Source organism: Devosia sediminis, from assembly GCF_016411825.1.
Taxonomy (GTDB): domain Bacteria; phylum Pseudomonadota; class Alphaproteobacteria; order Rhizobiales; family Devosiaceae; genus Devosia; species Devosia sediminis.
In genome coordinates this window covers 464,974-480,552 of sequence record NZ_JAEKMH010000003.1, presented here as the reverse complement: position 1 = coordinate 480,552, position 15,579 = coordinate 464,974, and the positions used below count along the sequence as shown (strand labels likewise).

Below are 15,579 nucleotides of genomic sequence, written 5' to 3'. Positions count from 1 at the left end.
TTACTCGGTAGCGAGGGCGTTGATCTGGTCGATCCAGCCTTCCGGCCAGGCGGCAGCGCGATCGGAATTGAGGTAGAAGTCCTGCACGTGGCTGCGGAAGGCGTCAACGTCGGGCGTCGTGACCTGCAGGCCCTGCTCCTCGAAGAAGGACACGAGGCGCTCTTCGTCGGCGGTGCGCTCGGTGTTGTTCCAGTCGCACGAGGCCACGGCAGCCTCGGTCATGGCAGCCTTTTCCTCGTCGTTGAGCTGTTCCCAGGTCTGGTTGTTAACGGCCACGTTGATGGCGTCGACCAGGTGGCTGGTGAGAACGATCTGCTCAGTGACTTCGTAGAATTTGGCAGCCTCGACAGACGGCAGCGGGTTGTCCTGGCCATCGATCGTGCCGGCCTGGAGGCCGAGATAGACTTCGCCGAACGGCAGCGGGGTCGGGTTAGCGCCCAGGGCCTGACCGAGGAACAACCACGCGTCGGACGAAGGCATGCGCAGCTTGACGCCGGCCAGATCTTCGGGGGTCTGCACGTCGCGGGCGGTGCGCAGGTTCACCTGGCGGGTGCCGAGATAGCAGGCGTCGAGCAGTTGGATGCCCATTTCGTCGCTGACGCGCTGCTTGAATTCGGCGCCGATGTCGCTGGCGAGGAAGGCGCGGTAGTGCTCGGGGCTCTGGAACAGGTAGCCGGCGGTGAGCAGGCCGTATTCGGGAATGGCGTCGGCGATGAGCTGATAGGACACATAGGTCATTTCAGCATTGCCGCGCTGCAGGGCGTCGAGATCGGCGCCCTGGGCGAACAGCGAGCCCGAATCGTAGAGCTGGATGTCGTAGCGGCCGGGCGACAGCTCTTCGAGCTTGTCGGCAAAGACCTTCATGGCCTGGGTATGCAGGTCGGTAGGAACGCTGGGAACGGTGTACTTCAGCTCCAGCTTGTCCTGGGCAAAAGCGGCGCCGGTCAGCGCAAGGGTGGAAACCGCCACGAGGGCAAGCGAGGTAAAGCGGGTCATGGGTCCCTTCCTCCAAGGGCATTATGTGAACCGTTGGCGCCTGCCTCCCCAGACAGTGGCGCTTAGACGGCGGCACCTTGCAATAAGTTCTCACTCATGTAAACAGTGATTTATCGACTGATGCACGAACTGATTGTATCAGTTGCTTGATGAGGAGACTTTCGTGGCTGCCGCAGACCTTAAAGGCGTGATCACCGCTTCGATCACCCCCTTCGCCCCCGACTTCAGCGTGGATATTGCGCGCCTGGCCGCCCATAGCGCCAAACTGCTCGAGGCCGGCGGCAGCTTCGTCTCGACCTTTGGCACGACGGGTGAAGGCGCCTCGCTCTCGACCCGCGAAAAGCTTGCCGCCTTGAAGGCCCTCAAGGCCGCTGGCGCCGACATGTCCAGGCAAATCCCCGGCGTCATGACCCCGACGCTGGACGACGCCGCCGAAATGCTCGTGGGCATTGCCGAGACCGGCTGCCGCGCGGCCCTGGTCCTGCCGCCCTATTACTACGGCACCAGCGAAGCGGGCATCGCCGGCTGGTATGACGCGCTGATCGAGCGCACCCGATCCGCCACCGATATCGACATCCTGCTCTACAACATTCCACAGTTGAGCCGCATCCGCTTCACCGCCGACCTCGTCAAGTCGATCCTGGCCCAGCACGGTTCGCGCATTGTCGGGATCAAGGATTCCACCGGCGATGTCGACAACGGCGTCATGCTGGCCCGGACCTTCCCGGAACTGTCTGTGTTTACCGGCGACGACCGTGTCCTGCCGACACTGCTCGCCAATGGCGGTGCCGGCATGATCGGCGGCATGCCCAATGTGTTCACCCGCGATCTCGTGGCGCTCTACAACAATCCGCAGAATGCCGACCTCCTCGCCAAGCAGACCACCCGCATCCTGGCAGTGGACAAAGGCGGTTCGCTGGTGGCCCTCAAGGCCGCCTTGGCGCACTATTCGGGCGACGATAATCTTGCCCGCGTGCTGCCGCCGCTCAAGAGCCTCGAAGGCCAGGGACTTGCCGATCTGCTTGCCAGCTTTGCCCAGAGCGGGTTCAGTGCCGCGGCCTGATCGCCGCACCTGAACGTCGTCTGGCTCTGGGAGGAGACGAGAATGCCGGTCATCGAAAGTGCCATCGCCGAAACTGCGGGGGAACGCAGCTCCGTCAAGGGCGCGGCCTATGAGCGGTTCCGGCAGGCGCTGTTCGATGGGCGCCTGCGTCCCGGCCAGTTCGTGTCGCAGCGCGAACTGGTGGCCCTGCTCGGCCTTTCCATCGGCGCCTTGCGTGAACTGCTGCCCCGGCTGCAGTTCGAAGGCCTGCTGCAGGTCATGCCGCAGCGCGGCATCCAGATCACCCAGATCGACCTGGCGATGATCCGCCAGGCCTTCCAGATGCGCATGGCCCTCGAGCGCGAGGCCGTCATGACGGCCGTGCGCAAGCTTGGAGACGCCGCGCTCGACGAGCAGGAAAAGCTGCATCGCGCCATCGTTGAAGAGGTCAAGGTCAATCCCAGCGCCGAACTCTTCGAGCGCGGCCAGGGAATCGACGACGGCTTTCATGCCCTCCTTGTCGCCACCACCCAGAACGAGCTGCTGGCCCAGGCCTATGCGGTCAATGCCATCCGCATCCGTCTCATCAAGCTCGACCGGGTGACCCTGTCGGCCGGCGTGCTGCCCTCGGCCTTCGCCGATCACCTGGCCATCATTTCCGCCATCCGCTCGCGCGATGCCCATGCCGCCATGGATGCCATGGACCGGCACATGATGAACGCCCGCGAGCGCGCCCTCGAACTGTAGACGGCCGGGTCCGGCCGAGAGCCCAACCATGTCCAAACTGCGTCCTGTCGCGCTCCGCTGCGAGCATCACCTTGCCCCCATGGGCCTCAACCGCTCGGCACCGCGCTTCGACTGGGCGCTCGAAGGCGATGGCCTTGACCGGCGCCAGAGCGCCTGGCAGATCGTGGTCCGCAATGGCGGCAAGGTGCTCTGGGACAGCGGCAAGGTCCCGTCCGCCGAGACCCACCAGATACAATATGCCGGCATAGCACTGGCTTCGGACCTGACGCTCGGCTGGTCGCTGACGGTCTGGGACGAAAACGACCAGCCCTCCGATCCGGTCGATGCCGCGCCCTTCCGTACCGGCCTCATGAGCCAGGACGACTGGCAGGCACAGTGGATCGCCCGCTATTTCGTGCTGCCCGCCGGCCGCGAGGCGCCGAGCGACAATCCCTATGACAACAAGTGGCAGGCCCGACCCGCCGACCACCTGCGCCGCGATTTTTCCGCCTCGGAAAAGCCGGTCCGCGCCTCGGCCTATGTCACGGCGCTCGGCCTTTATGAGCTCTACATCAATGGCGCACGCGTCGGCGATGCGGTCATGGCGCCCGGCTGGACCGACTATCACCAGCGCGTCGAATACCAGTCCTATGACGTGACCGATCTTGTCGACTCGGGCGAGAACACCATTGGCGCCATGCTGGGCGAAGGCTGGTATTCGGGCCGCGTCGGCCACAACCAGCGGCGCGCCGGCAATCACTATGGCGGCCGCCCCGCCCTCCTCTGCCAGTTGCATCTTGAATATGCCGATGGGCGCGTAGAGCGTGTGGTCACGGACGAACATTGGAAGACCGTGCAGGGCCCCGTCTGCTACAGCGATTTCCTCATGGGCGAGCAATATGACGCGCGCCTGGAAATGCCAGGCTGGGCCGAGCCCGGCTACGACACCAGCCGCTGGCAGCCGGTCGAAGTGTTCACCCCCGATCCGCGCGCCCCGCATCTCGAAGCCTCGCGGGCGCCACAGGTGCGCGAAACCGTTCGCTTTCCGGGCAAATACCTCCACAAGGCAAAAACCGGCGGCCATATCTACGACCTCGGCCAGAACATTGCCGGCTATTGCGAACTGGAGCTTTCAGGCCAGTCCGGCGACCGCTTCACCCTGCGCCATGGCGAAATCCTCGATGGCGAGGGCGAGCTTTATGTCGCCAATCTCCGCCATGCCGTGGCCACCGACCACTACATCGCCAAGGGTGAGGGCCGCGAAAAATTCAAGCCGCGCTTCACCTTTCATGGTTTCCGCTATGTCGAGCTGACCCTGCCCGCGGGTGTCTCCCCTGCTGATGTGACGCTGACAGGCATCGCCATCCACAACGACCTTCCTGTGACCGGCGCCATGCGCACCGGCTCTGACATGGTCAATCAGCTCCTCTCCAATATCGAATGGAGCCAGCGCGACAATTTCCTCTCGGTCCCCACCGATTGCCCGCAGCGCGACGAGCGCTATGGCTGGGCTGCCGATGCGCAGGTGTTCTGGAAGACATCAGGCTATGTCATGGACGTGTCGGCCTTCCTCGAAAAGTGGTTCGAGGACATTGCCGAGGCACAACTCCCCGATGGCGCCTTTACCGATGTTGCGCCATCAAAGCCGCTCAACCCCTATCGCCTCACCGCCCAGCCCGGCGCCCCCGGCTGGGGCGACGCCCCGGTTATCATGGCCTGGCAGCATTGGCTGCGCTATGGCGACAAGGCGCTGGTCGAAAAACACTTCGACCGGCTGGTCGCCTGGCTCAAGCACATTGCCGATGCCAATCCCGACCACCTGCGCGTCAACGCCGTCTACAACAATTACGGCGACTGGTTGAGCATCGGCCCGGCCTCGGACCGCACCATGGTGGCGACCGCCTATTGGGTCCTTGTGGCAGACCTGATGGCAAAGCTCTCCGCCGTGGTCGATCGTACCGACATGGTCGCCCACTACGAGGCGCAGGCCACCGCCGTGCGCACGGCCTTCCTCGCCGCCTTTGTCGGCGACGACGGCATCATCAAGGGCGACACGCAGACCGCCTATCTCCTCGCCCTCGACTTTTCCATCCTGCCGCCCGACCTGCACGCGAAGGCTGCTGCACATCTCCTGCGCAAGCTGGACGAGGCCGATGGCCATCTGCAGACCGGGTTTCTCGGCGTGAAACATCTCTGCCCGGTGCTGAGCGACATCGGCGCGCCGGACCGCGCCTATGATCTCCTCTTCAACGAGACCTATCCGAGCTGGGGCTTTTCGATCCGGCAGGGCGCCACCACCATCTGGGAGCGCTGGGACGGCTGGACCGAGGAAAAGGGCTTCCAGAGCGTCAACATGAACTCGTTCAACCACTATGCCTATGGCGCTGTGGGCGAATGGCTCTATGCCCGCGCCGCCGGCATCGACTGGGACGAGGCTGCTCCGGGCTATTCCACGATCCGCATGCGCCCGCTGTTCGACCGGCGCCTGGGCTGGGTCGATGCGCATTACGACGCGCCGACTGGCCGGGTGGAAAGCCAATGGCGGATCGAGGGGGACTTGGTCACCTGGACCATTGCGGTGCCGCCCAATTGCGAGGCAGCCATCGCGTTGGTGAAGGCACCGGCTTCACTGACCGCCGGCGACAAGGCTACCGCCGTGCCGGGTGCGCAGTTCACCCTCGGATCCGGCCGTTATACGCTGACTGTGCCGCTTTAGGGATCACACCCGTTCCAGAGCAATGGCGATGCCCTGGCCGACGCCGATGCACATGGTGGCCAGCGCCCGGTTTTTGCCTGTCAGCGCCAGTTCCAGCGCCGCCGACCCCGTGATGCGGGCGCCGCTCATGCCCAGCGGGTGGCCCAGCGCAATGGCGCCACCATTGGGGTTGGCGCGCGGATCGTCCTCGGCGATGCCGAGTTCGCGCAGCACGGCGATGCCTTGGCTCGCAAAGGCCTCATTGAGTTCGATGACGTCGAAATCGGCCTCGGAAAGACCCAGCCGCGCGAACAGTTTTTGGCTCGCCGGCGCGGGCCCCATGCCCATGATGCGGGGCGGCACGCCAGCCGTGGCGCCACCGAGAATGCGGGCGATCGGCGTCAGGCCATGCTTCTTCGCCGCGGCTTCCGAGGCAATGATCAGCGCCGCGGCGCCGTCATTGACGCCCGAGGCATTGCCGGCAGTGACAGTGCCGTTGGGGAAGAGCGGCCTGAGCTTGGCGAGGGTTTCCACCGTGGTCCCGGCGCGCGGATGCTCGTCAGTGTCGACGACGACGGGGTCGCCCTTTTTCTGCGCAATGGTCACCGGCACGATTTCCCGCGCCAGCCGTCCATCCTGCTGCGCCGCCACGGCGCGCTCCTGACTGCGCACGGCAAAAGCGTCCTGCGCGGCACGACTGACGCCAAATTCCTGCGCCACGTTCTCACCGGTCTCGGGCATGGAATCGGTGCCGTGGAGCGACTGCATCAGCGGATTGATGAAGCGCCAGCCGATGGTCGTGTCATAAATCTCCGCATTGCGCGAAAAGGCGGTCTCCGCCTTGGGCAGCACGAAGGGCGCGCGGGACATGCTCTCGGTGCCGCCTGATATCACCAGCTCGGCCTCGCCCGACTTGATGGCCCGGGCGGCGGTGATGACAGCATCCATGCCCGAGCCGCAGAGCCGGTTCATGGTCGTGCCGGTGACACCAACCGGCAGGCCGGCGAGAAGGAGGCTCATGCGGGCGACGTTGCGGTTGTCTTCGCCTGCCTGGTTGGCATTGCCGAAGATGACGTCGTCGACCGCCTCCCAGTCGACACCGGCATGCTCCGCCATCAGCGCCTTCAATGGAATGGCGCCGAGGTCGTCAGGGCGAACGGATGACAGCACGCCGCCAAAGCGGCCGATGGGCGTGCGCCTATAGGCGCAGATAAAGGCTTCGGTCATCTCAGAGCTCCGGGGCGACGAGGTCGCCGATCTGGTCGGGCAGCACCATTTCGGCGCCGGTCACCGCCTGCAGGTCCGCGACGCTCATCGTGGGCAGCTTTTCGCGCAGCACGAAGCGGCCGCCTTCGATATCGAGCACGGCAAGGCTGGTATAGACGCGCGTGACGCAGCCGACGCCGGTCAGTGGCAGGGTGCACTTCTTCACCAGTTTCGGCTTGCCGTCCTTGGTGACGTGGTCGGTGATGACGGCAACGCGCTTGGCGCCATGCACCAGATCCATGGCCCCGCCCACCGCCGGCACGCCCTTGGGCCCGGTCGACCAATTGGCGAGATCGCCATTTTCGGCCACTTCATAGGTCCCGAGGATCGCCACATCGAGATGGCCGCCGCGCACCATGCCAAAACTGTCGGCATGGTGGAAAAAAGCGGCGCCGGGGCGGAGCGTGATGGCCTTCTTGCCGGCATTGATGAGGTCCCAGTCCTCCTCGCCCTCGGCCGGCGCTTCGCCGAAGTTCAGCACGCCATTCTCGGTGTGAAAGATGGCCTGCTTCCCCGGTGGCTGGAACTTTGCCACCATTTCGGGGAAGCCGATGCCGAGGTTCACATAGGCGCCGTCCTCGATGTCCTGTGCCGCGCGCCAGGCGATCTGGGCGTTGGAAAGTTTTGCGCTCATACGTAGGCCACTCCTTCGCGCATCAGGGCTTCTTCCTGCCTGGGCTCTGCCACTTCGACGATCCGATTGACGAAAATGCCGGGGGTCACGACCTGTTCGGGGTCGATGTCGCCGGGCGTCACGATGCGTGTCGCCTGCACGATGGTCAGCTTTGCCGCCGCCGCCATCAGCGGCGAGAAATTGCGCGCCGCCTTGCGATAGGTGAGGTTGCCCAGAGTATCGGCCAGTTCGGCCTTGATCAGCGCCGCATCGGCCTTGAGCCAGCGCTCCTGCACGTAATGCTTGCCGTCGAATTCGGCCACCGGCTTGCCTTTGGCGACATCGGTGCCGTAGCTGGCGGGCGTATAAAAGGCAGGAATCCCGGCGCCACCGGCGCGGATGCGCTCAGCCAAGGTGCCCTGCGGGACGAGTTCAAGGCCGATGTCACCAGCCAGGTATTTTTCGGTGAAGGCGCGTGGATCGGCCGAGCGCGGAAACGAGCAGATCATTTTCGCGACCATGCCCGCATCGATCATGGCGGCGATGCCGATGCGGCCATTGCCGGCATTGTTGTTGACCACTGTGAGGTTTTTCGGGCTCCCGGTCGCCTTGAAGCAGTCGATCAGCGCATGGATGAGTTCGATCGGCGCGCCCGAGCCGCCAAAGCCGCCCACCATCAGCACCATGCCATCCTCGATGCCTGATACGGCCGCCGCGAGGTCGGGGACTGTCTTGTCCATCGGCACATCCTTTCCCGCCTATTCGCGGGCAGTCATGCCACCCTAAGGCGGCGAATGGAAATGAAATGGCGGGGCGATCTGATAAGCCAGGGGTTATCGAGATTGGCCGCGCCGTCAGAAACTTGACGGAAAGGCCTGCAGGTCAATAACCAAAACCATGTCTGTCACCCCGGCGGAAGCCGGGGCCCATCCCGAGATTTCGAGATGGATCCCGGCCTGCGCCGGGATGACAGTCGGTGGATGCGCGGCTCACCCGATCCTGATCTGGTCGACCAGCTTCTGCGCCAGCCGCAGGCTCGCGCCCGTCGACACCAGCATGGACGGAAGGGTCAGCCATTCGAGCGTCCAGGCCGCGCCGGAGCGTTCGTTTTCATGCACCAGCGCCTGGTTGAGCGTGCCCGAGAGCCCGGCATTGTGCCGCGCCAGCGCCACCAGCACCTCGGCATTCACCGGATTGGACTTGTGCGCCATGGCCGAGGATCCGCCGCCGCCGGCGAGCGTGATCGCGGCTACCTCGTTCTGCGCCAGCAGCGTCACGTCCATGCCGAGTTTTCCGAGCGACCCGGAAATCTGCGCCAGGAGGCCCCCGAGCGCCGCAATCGGATCGCGCGTCGCCTGCCAGGGCGTCGCCAGGCCGAGATCAAGGCGCCGCGCCATGCCGGCCGCGATGGCGTCGCCATGGGTTTCGAAGCTGCCGCGGTCGCCCACCGGCCCGCCGAGCTGGATGACGAGGAGGCTCCGCCGCATCGCCACCAGCGCGCGCAATTGGCGCTTCAGCGGTTCCGACCAACTGCCGAGCTTGGCGCGCCAGGTCGTGGGCAGGGCCACCTGCATCCGTGTATGGGCCATCAGCGGCTTGGCGCCATGCGCGACTGCGAGTGCGTCGAGCTTTTCCAGGAGCCCCGAAAGCCGCGCTTCATAGACGTCGAACACTTTGGCCAGTTGCAGCATCAGCGCCGTGTCGATCACATCCTGGCTGGTGGCGCCCCGATGCAGGGCGGCGCCATGCGGGTCGGCGACCTTTGCCTTGAGCTGCTTGACCAGTGCCGGCACGACGACACCGTCCTGCGCCATGCCTGCTTCGAGCCCAGACCAGTCCGGGGAATAGCTGTCGATGGCTTTATTGATTGCGGCCGCCGCATCGTCTGCGATCCACCCCGCCTCGGCGCTGGCCTCGGCCAAGGCCCGCTCGAAAGCCAGCATGGCGTCGAGCTGGGCTGCGTCCGACAGCAGCGCTTCGATTTCGGCGTCACCGGCAAGGGCAGAGAGAAGGGTCATGATATTCCGACGGTTTTGAGCCGATCGGCCCTGAAGACTATTCATAACCTCGACTGTCACCCCGGCGAAAGCCGGGGCCCAGCTTGAGATCTCAGGATGGGTCCCGGCTTTCGCCGGGATGACATCCTGTGGTGGAGTACCCACCCTCCTCAGATATCGAAAAACACCGTTTCCTTCTCACCTTGCAGGTGGATGTCGAGCCGGTAGGTCGAGCCATCCCGTTTGGCGATCAGCGTTTCGCGGCGGCGTTTGTCCATGATCTTGTTGAGCACGAAATCACCTCCATTGGCCTCGGCTTCGTCGTCAAAATAGAGGCGGGTCTGAAGGCCGATATTGATGCCGCGCGCCACGATCCAGAGCGAGACGTGGGGCGCCTGCAGCTTGCCGTCGGGCCCCACGACGCGGCCGGGCTTGACCGTCTCGAAGCGGACTTCGCCCTGCTCATTGGCCGGCTGGCGGCCCCAGCCGGTAAAGGTGGGCACGGCATTGGAATTGGGTGCCGTCGGACCGACGAAATTGCCCGATGCATCGGCCTGCCAGATTTCCACCACGCCATCGAAGACCGGCGTGCCGGCGCCGTCAAACATGCGGATGACGATATCGATGCGCTCGCCCGCGACCTCGCCATGGATCATGGTCTTGCCAAGGTCTTCGGCGATCACCCCGGTGATGTCGCAAAAATTCGGCGTCATGCCGATATGCACATAGGGACCGGCAGTCTGGGAGGGGGTTTCCTTCAGCGTCGGAACAGGGTGCAGCATCAGTTCCCCTCCAGCTTGTTTTCGAACATGGTCGAGCGGCGGCCGCGCAGCACGATGTCGAAACGATAGGCCAGCGCATCCATGGGTGTGGTGTTCAGCCGGTCGAGCTTGGCCGTCAACTGATCGATCGCCGCCTTGTCGTTGATGGTAGCGACGATCGGGCACTGCCAGATCATCGGGTCGCCCTCGAAATACATCTGGGTGATCAGCCTCTGCGCAAAGGCATGGCCGAAAACCGAGAAATGGATATGGGCCGGGCGCCAGTCATTGCCGGTATTGGGCCAGGGATAGGCGCCGGGCTTGACGGTGCGGAAGTGATAAAAGCCGTTCTCGTCGGTGATGGAGCGACCGAACCCGCCGAAATTGGGGTCGAGCGCGGCGAGATACCCTTCCTTCTTGTGACGGTAGCGGCCGCCGGCATTGGCCTGCCAGTATTCCACCAGCGTATGCGGCACTGGCCGCGCATTCTCGTCCAGCACCTGACCATAAACGATCATCCGCTGGCCGATGGCGTCGGTGCCGTCCTGGCTGAAATTGCGGATGAGGTCGTTGTCCAGCGGCCCGAGCTTTTCGTGGCCAAAGGTGGGGCCGGTCATCTCGGATTTCGTCGGGCCGAGGGCAAGCAGGCTGTGCTTTGGCGCGCGAAAAGTGGTCGATTTGTAGCCCGGCGTATCGGCCTTGGGGTGCCAATCGCGGTCGCGCTGGAACAGCATGCCATCGGCGCCGGGAAGAATGATGCCGCTCATTGCGCTGCCTCCTGCCGCTTGGCCAATTCCTGCTTGGCGATCCTGTAGGCACTGTTGGCCGCCGGCACGCCCGCATAGACGGCGACATGCAGCAGCAATTCCTTGATGTCTTCCTCCGTCGCGCCGGTATTGACCGTGGCGCGCACATGCATGGCGAATTCTTCCTCGTGCCCCAGGCCCGCCAGCAGCGCCAGGGTGATGATCGAGCGCTCGCGCCTGGTCAGCCCCGGCCGCGACCACACCGAGCCCCAGGCACCTTCGGTGATGAAGGTTTGGAAGGCCTCGTCAAAGCCGGTCTTGCGCGCCGTGGCACTGTCCACATGCGCATCGCCCAATACGGCGCGGCGCGTGGCCATGCCCTGGTTGAACAGGTCCGAGTCAGCCATGGCCGACCTCCTTGAGAAAATTCTGGATGAGGCCGACGAGAATGCCGGGCTGCTCGATACTGGGAATGTGGCCGACGCCCTCGATGACTTCGAGACGCGCGCCCGGAATGGCGAGGCCGCTGCGCACCAGGTCCACCGGCGCGGCCAGATCGGCACTGCCCGCCACGATCAGCGCCGGAGCGGTGATACCGGCAATGGCAGTGGTGAGATCGGTGTCGCGCAGCGTGGCGCAGGTATTGGCATAGCCTTGTGGGTCGGTGCGGAGGAACAGATTGCGCCAGCCGGCGAGCTCGACGGGCCGCTTGGCACGAAAACCGGGGCTGAACCAGCGCTCCATGACCGCGTCGACCATCGGCTCCAGCCCCCTGCTCCGCGCGGTTTCGATACGCGCTGTCCACATGGCCGTGTCGCCCATGCGCGGCGCCGTGCAGCACAGCACCAGCCCTGCCACACGCTCGGGGTGGCGCAGAGCGAAGCCCTCAGAAATGAGGCCCCCGACCGAGACGCCGACCAGTACGGCGCGTTCGATGCCGGCATGGTCCAGCACACCGGCGAGATCGTCGAGATGGTCGTCGAGCGCGTAGTCGCCATCGGGCGCATCGGAAAGGCCATGGCCCCGCTTGTCGTAGCTGAGGCAGCTATGGGTTTCGCTCAGCGCCGCGATGACCTCATCCCAGATGCGCGCATCGGTGCCCAGCGAATTGACGAAGACCAGCGCCGGCGCGCCCTCGGGCCCAACCAGGCGATAGTGCAGCAATGTGCCGTTGATGCGGACAAAAGACATGGCTTCCCCTCGGCCTCGATTTAAGGGACTGGCAGGGTTGGTGTAAAATGATATGTCTTGGCCATATCATAACCGTCAGATTATCGTCATTCCCCACATTGGGCCGTTTTTGGCGAGAATCGGCCCTATGCGATAACCGGTGAATGCATGGCGCAACGTATCATCGATCCCCGCATCCGCTTGCGGCACATTGCCTGCTTCCTGGAAGTGGCGCGCCTCAGGTCCATGGCCGGCGCCGCCGATGCGCTCAATATCAGCCAGCCCGCCGCCACCAAGACGGTGCAGGAACTCGAGGCGCTGCTGGGCGGGCAATTGTTCGACCGCAGCCGCCGCCGGCTGGCGCTGACCGCCTTTGGCGAAGTGTTCTTCCGCTATGCCTCGACCAGCCTCGCCGCGCTGCGGCAGGGCATCGATGCCGCCCGCGGCACCCATGATGCGGCCATGGTCCGCGTCGGCGCCCTGCCCACCGTCTCAGCCCGTATCCTGCCCCATGCAGTGCGCGCCTTCACCCAGGACAATGCCGGGGTCACCACCCGCATCATCACCGGCCCCAATGGCTATCTGCTCTCGCTGCTGCGCACCGGCGATGTCGATATCGTCATCGGCCGCATGGCCGAGCCCAATGCCATGGTGGGCCTCAGCTTCGAGCACCTATATTCCGAGCGCGTCGTGCTTGCCGTGCGCCCAGGCCATCCGGTGCTCGATGCGCCCGATTTCAACCTGCGGCTCATCGAGGGTTTTCAGACGCTCATGCCCACGCCGGATTCGGTCATCCGCCCGGTGGTCGAGCGCATTCTCCTTGCCCATGGCGTCACCCATCTCCGCGACGAGATCGAGACCGTTTCCAACGCCTTCGGCCGCTCCTATGTCCGGCAAACCGACGCCATCTGGATCATTTCCGAAGGCGTCGTCGCCGACGACGTCGCCGAGGGGCAGTTGGCCATTCTCCCCGTCGATACCAGCGAGACCCTGGGGCCCGTCGGTTTCACCACCCGCACCGATACGCCGGCAACCCTGGCGGCCACCAGCCTGATGCAGGCAGTGCGTGACGTGGCGGAGAAATTGCGACGGGCGGGGGGTTAGCGCGAGAGCCTGCGCGCGTGGTTCACCCCACCCTCATTCCCTCCCCATCAAGGGGAGGGAGGCGCAGGGCCGCGACGTCAATGTTCATCGTCTCCCTCCCCCTTGTGGGGAGGGACCAAGGGTGGGGGTACGGCGGGCGGCGCACTACCGTCCCCGCATCTGCGACCGCAGGGCGGCAGGGGCCATGCCCAGTTTCCGCGAGACGAAGCGGGAAAAATAGCCGGGGTCCTCATAGCCCAGTTCGGCCCCGATCTGCTTGACCGGCAGGGTCGAGAACAGCAATTGCCGCCGCGCTTCGAGCGCCACACGATCTTCGATCACGGCAAGCGCCGAGCGCCCCAGCACCTGCCGGCAGAGGCGATTGAGATGGGTCTGACTGACCCCGACCGCCCCGGCATAGTCGGCCACCCGACGCGTCTGGCGAAAGCGCTGTTCGACGAGATCGCGGAACTGCGTCACGAATTGCGCCGCCCGTCCCGTCTCCACGCTCCCTGCCCCGTCCGGACGGGCCCGGGTCAGCGCCACCAGCAACAGGGTGAGATGGGCGCGCATCGCCATGTCGTGCCCTATGCCCGGCCGGTCCGCCTCCGCCGTCAGCCGCCCCAGCGCCACGGCGATCTCGCCGCACTGGCCGCGGATTACAATTGCGCCGGGCCGGGCGAGACCGAGGCCATCGAGATCGCGCTCCATCAGGGTCAGAACGAGGCCCCGCACATCGGCACTGAAGGCATAGCCGTGCACCACCCCGGCCGGCACCACGGCGACGCTGTCGGGCAGCAGAACGTGCTGGTCGCCATCAAGCAGCATCTCGGCCTTGCCGCCGGTCAGATACAGCACCTGGAAGAACTGCTCATGCCGGTGCGGCGCGATGCGATAGTCATGGAGGCGACTGCGCGCCTGGATGGTCTCCCAATGCAGCCAATCCTGCCGGTGCGGGCTCTGCGTTTCCCCGTAAAGGGCATAGGTCGGGACAAAATTCATGTTCGGATAGTGCAAGAGATTGCCCGGCCTGTCCATTCTCCCCCCGCCCCCACCGACCCATAGTGGCCACGAGGACGAGGGAGGAAAAATGCGCACACAGGTTGCCATTATCGGAGCCGGGCCGGCCGGGCTCATGCTCGGGCGCTTGCTCGACCTCGCCGGCGTCGACAATGTCATTCTCGAGCGCAAGAGCGCCGACTATGTGCTCGGCCGCATCCGCGCCGGCGTGCTCGAACAGGGCACCGTCGATCTCATGGATCGCGCGCAGGTCTCGGGACGGCTTCATGCCGAGGGCCTTGTCCATCACGGCACCGAACTCAGTTTCGACGGCGACCGGCTCCATATCGACTTCACCGATCTCGTGGGGCGTCATGTCGTGGTCTATGGCCAGACCGAGGTCACCCGCGACCTGATGGAGGCGCGCGAGGGCCAGACCATCTACGAGGCCGAGGATGTGTCGCTGCACGATTTCGACGGAAAACCTTTCGTCACCTGGACCAAGGACGGCACGACGCATCGCCTCGATTGCGATTTCATCGCCGGCTGCGACGGTTTCCATGGCGTCAGCCGCGCCAGCGTGCCGGAGGCGTCCCTCGCCACTTTCGAGCGCGTCTATCCCTTCGGCTGGCTCGGCATTCTGGTCGACAAGCCGCCCGTCGCCCATGAGCTGATCTATGCCCATCACCAGCGCGGCTTTGCGCTCTGCTCACAGCGCTCGCCGACCCGCAGCCGCTACTATGTGCAGGTTGGCGCCGAGGAAAAGGTCGAGGCCTGGAGCGACACCCGCTTCTGGGACGAGCTGCGCGCGCGCCTCAACCCTGAAACCGCCGAGGCGCTGCAGACGGGGCCCTCGATTGAAAAATCCATCGCGCCGCTCAGGAGTTTCGTGGCCGAACCATTGCGCTTCGGCAAGCTGTTCCTGGCCGGTGACGCGGCCCATATCGTGCCGCCCACCGGCGCCAAGGGGCTCAACCTCGCCATGAGCGATGTCGCCATGCTGGCCGACGCCTTTATCGAATACTATGGCGAGCACTCACCGGTCGGCATCGATTTCTATTCGGCCCAAGCGCTGTCGCGCATCTGGAAGGCCGAGCGGTTTTCCTGGTGGATGACCAGCCTCATGCACACTTTCCCGGAAAACGGTGCCTTCGGCCGCCGCATCCAGCGCGCCGAGTTCGACTACCTGGCAGGGTCTCGCATAGCGCAGCAGGCTCTGGCGGAGAATTATACGGGACTGCCGGGGTAGGTTCTCGCCGGCTGTCACCCCGGCGAAAGCCGGGGCCCATCCTGAGATCTAAAGATGGATCCCGGCTTTCGCCGGGATGACAGCGGCGGGTGAGGGTAGGACTGGTTATCCCTTTCACAAGGTCATTCCCGCGAAAGCGGGAACCTCTGTTCTGGATCTCACAGCGCGCTGGTGACCACAAACGGGGTTCCCGCTTTCGCGGGAATGACACCGTGGGTGTGCACACAACCCAAAGT

15 protein-coding genes are annotated in these 15,579 nt (G+C 64.8%); 5 read left to right on the top strand and 10 right to left on the bottom strand.

Features of this window, described 5'->3' with window-relative positions; genetic code table 11:
• Nucleotides 1–996: a sialic acid TRAP transporter substrate-binding protein SiaP gene (locus JEQ47_RS15430; RefSeq protein ID WP_198877293.1), complete on the bottom strand. Its 996-nt coding sequence runs from the start codon at nucleotides 994–996 to the stop codon at nucleotides 1–3.
• A 163-nt stretch (nucleotides 997–1,159) separates the two neighbouring features.
• Between JEQ47_RS15430 and JEQ47_RS15425 the strand changes: the two genes are divergently transcribed.
• Genes JEQ47_RS15425 through JEQ47_RS15415 form a run of 3 tightly spaced genes read left to right on the top strand, consistent with a single transcriptional unit; the run spans nucleotide 1,160 to nucleotide 5,480 of the window.
• Nucleotides 1,160–2,059 carry a dihydrodipicolinate synthase family protein gene (locus tag JEQ47_RS15425; RefSeq protein WP_198877292.1) on the top strand — a complete coding sequence of 300 codons (900 nt, stop codon included), beginning with the start codon at nucleotides 1,160–1,162 and terminating at the stop codon, nucleotides 2,057–2,059.
• 42 nt (nucleotides 2,060–2,101) lie between these two features.
• A complete protein-coding gene (locus JEQ47_RS15420) occupies nucleotides 2,102–2,785 on the top strand; it encodes a GntR family transcriptional regulator (RefSeq protein WP_198877291.1) in 684 nt (227 codons plus the stop codon).
• A gap of 28 nt (nucleotides 2,786–2,813) precedes the next feature.
• Nucleotides 2,814–5,480 carry a family 78 glycoside hydrolase catalytic domain gene (locus tag JEQ47_RS15415; RefSeq protein WP_198877290.1) on the top strand — a complete coding sequence of 889 codons (2,667 nt, stop codon included), beginning with the start codon at nucleotides 2,814–2,816 and terminating at the stop codon, nucleotides 5,478–5,480.
• Nucleotides 5,481–5,483: 3 nt separating this feature from the next.
• Here the strand turns inward: JEQ47_RS15415 and pcaF are convergent, their stop codons facing one another.
• The 8 genes from pcaF to pcaD all read right to left on the bottom strand — a co-directional run bounded on the left by pcaF (nucleotide 5,484) and on the right by pcaD (nucleotide 12,033).
• Nucleotides 5,484–6,686, bottom strand: coding sequence for a 3-oxoadipyl-CoA thiolase (pcaF, locus tag JEQ47_RS15410; protein ID WP_198877289.1), 1,203 nt, complete (start codon nucleotides 6,684–6,686; stop codon nucleotides 5,484–5,486).
• 1 nt (nucleotide 6,687) lies between these two features.
• Entirely contained in the window at nucleotides 6,688–7,359 is a 672-nt protein-coding gene (locus JEQ47_RS15405; protein WP_198877288.1) for a 3-oxoacid CoA-transferase subunit B, read from the bottom strand.
• Nucleotides 7,356–8,078, bottom strand: a complete 723-nt coding sequence (locus tag JEQ47_RS15400) for a 3-oxoacid CoA-transferase subunit A (protein ID WP_198877287.1) — start codon at nucleotides 8,076–8,078, stop codon at nucleotides 7,356–7,358. The genes JEQ47_RS15405 and JEQ47_RS15400 overlap by 4 nt, the downstream gene beginning before the upstream one ends.
• 249 nt (nucleotides 8,079–8,327) lie before the next feature.
• Complete coding sequence (locus tag JEQ47_RS15395; RefSeq protein ID WP_198877286.1) at nucleotides 8,328–9,356, bottom strand: 3-carboxy-cis,cis-muconate cycloisomerase; 1,029 nt, start codon at nucleotides 9,354–9,356, stop codon at nucleotides 8,328–8,330.
• Between the two features lie 149 nt (nucleotides 9,357–9,505).
• Nucleotides 9,506–10,117 carry a protocatechuate 3,4-dioxygenase subunit alpha gene (pcaG, locus tag JEQ47_RS15390; RefSeq protein ID WP_198877285.1) on the bottom strand — a complete coding sequence of 204 codons (612 nt, stop codon included), beginning with the start codon at nucleotides 10,115–10,117 and terminating at the stop codon, nucleotides 9,506–9,508.
• Nucleotides 10,117–10,863: a protocatechuate 3,4-dioxygenase subunit beta gene (gene pcaH, locus JEQ47_RS15385; RefSeq protein ID WP_198877284.1), complete on the bottom strand. Its 747-nt coding sequence runs from the start codon at nucleotides 10,861–10,863 to the stop codon at nucleotides 10,117–10,119. The genes pcaG and pcaH overlap by 1 nt, the downstream gene beginning before the upstream one ends.
• Complete coding sequence (gene pcaC, locus JEQ47_RS15380; RefSeq protein WP_198877283.1) at nucleotides 10,860–11,249, bottom strand: 4-carboxymuconolactone decarboxylase; 390 nt, start codon at nucleotides 11,247–11,249, stop codon at nucleotides 10,860–10,862. Before pcaC ends, pcaH begins: the two co-directional genes overlap by 4 nt.
• Entirely contained in the window at nucleotides 11,242–12,033 is a 792-nt protein-coding gene (gene pcaD, locus JEQ47_RS15375; RefSeq protein WP_198877282.1) for a 3-oxoadipate enol-lactonase, read from the bottom strand. The genes pcaC and pcaD overlap by 8 nt, the downstream gene beginning before the upstream one ends.
• 147 nt (nucleotides 12,034–12,180) lie before the next feature.
• Between pcaD and pcaQ the strand changes: the two genes are divergently transcribed.
• Nucleotides 12,181–13,116 carry a pca operon transcription factor PcaQ gene (pcaQ, locus tag JEQ47_RS15370; protein WP_210338028.1) on the top strand — a complete coding sequence of 312 codons (936 nt, stop codon included), beginning with the start codon at nucleotides 12,181–12,183 and terminating at the stop codon, nucleotides 13,114–13,116.
• 144 nt (nucleotides 13,117–13,260) lie between these two features.
• On the opposite strand, the gene JEQ47_RS15365 is transcribed toward pcaQ, so the two are convergent.
• Nucleotides 13,261–14,133 (bottom strand): helix-turn-helix domain-containing protein, encoded by an 873-nt coding sequence (locus JEQ47_RS15365; RefSeq protein ID WP_236020891.1) that lies wholly within the window; start codon nucleotides 14,131–14,133, stop codon nucleotides 13,261–13,263.
• A 52-nt stretch (nucleotides 14,134–14,185) separates the two neighbouring features.
• Here JEQ47_RS15365 and pobA point away from each other — a divergent pair, with 52 nt between their 5' ends.
• Nucleotides 14,186–15,343, top strand: a complete 1,158-nt coding sequence (pobA, locus tag JEQ47_RS15360; protein ID WP_198877281.1) for a 4-hydroxybenzoate 3-monooxygenase — start codon at nucleotides 14,186–14,188, stop codon at nucleotides 15,341–15,343.
• Nucleotides 15,344–15,579 lie beyond the last annotated feature (236 nt).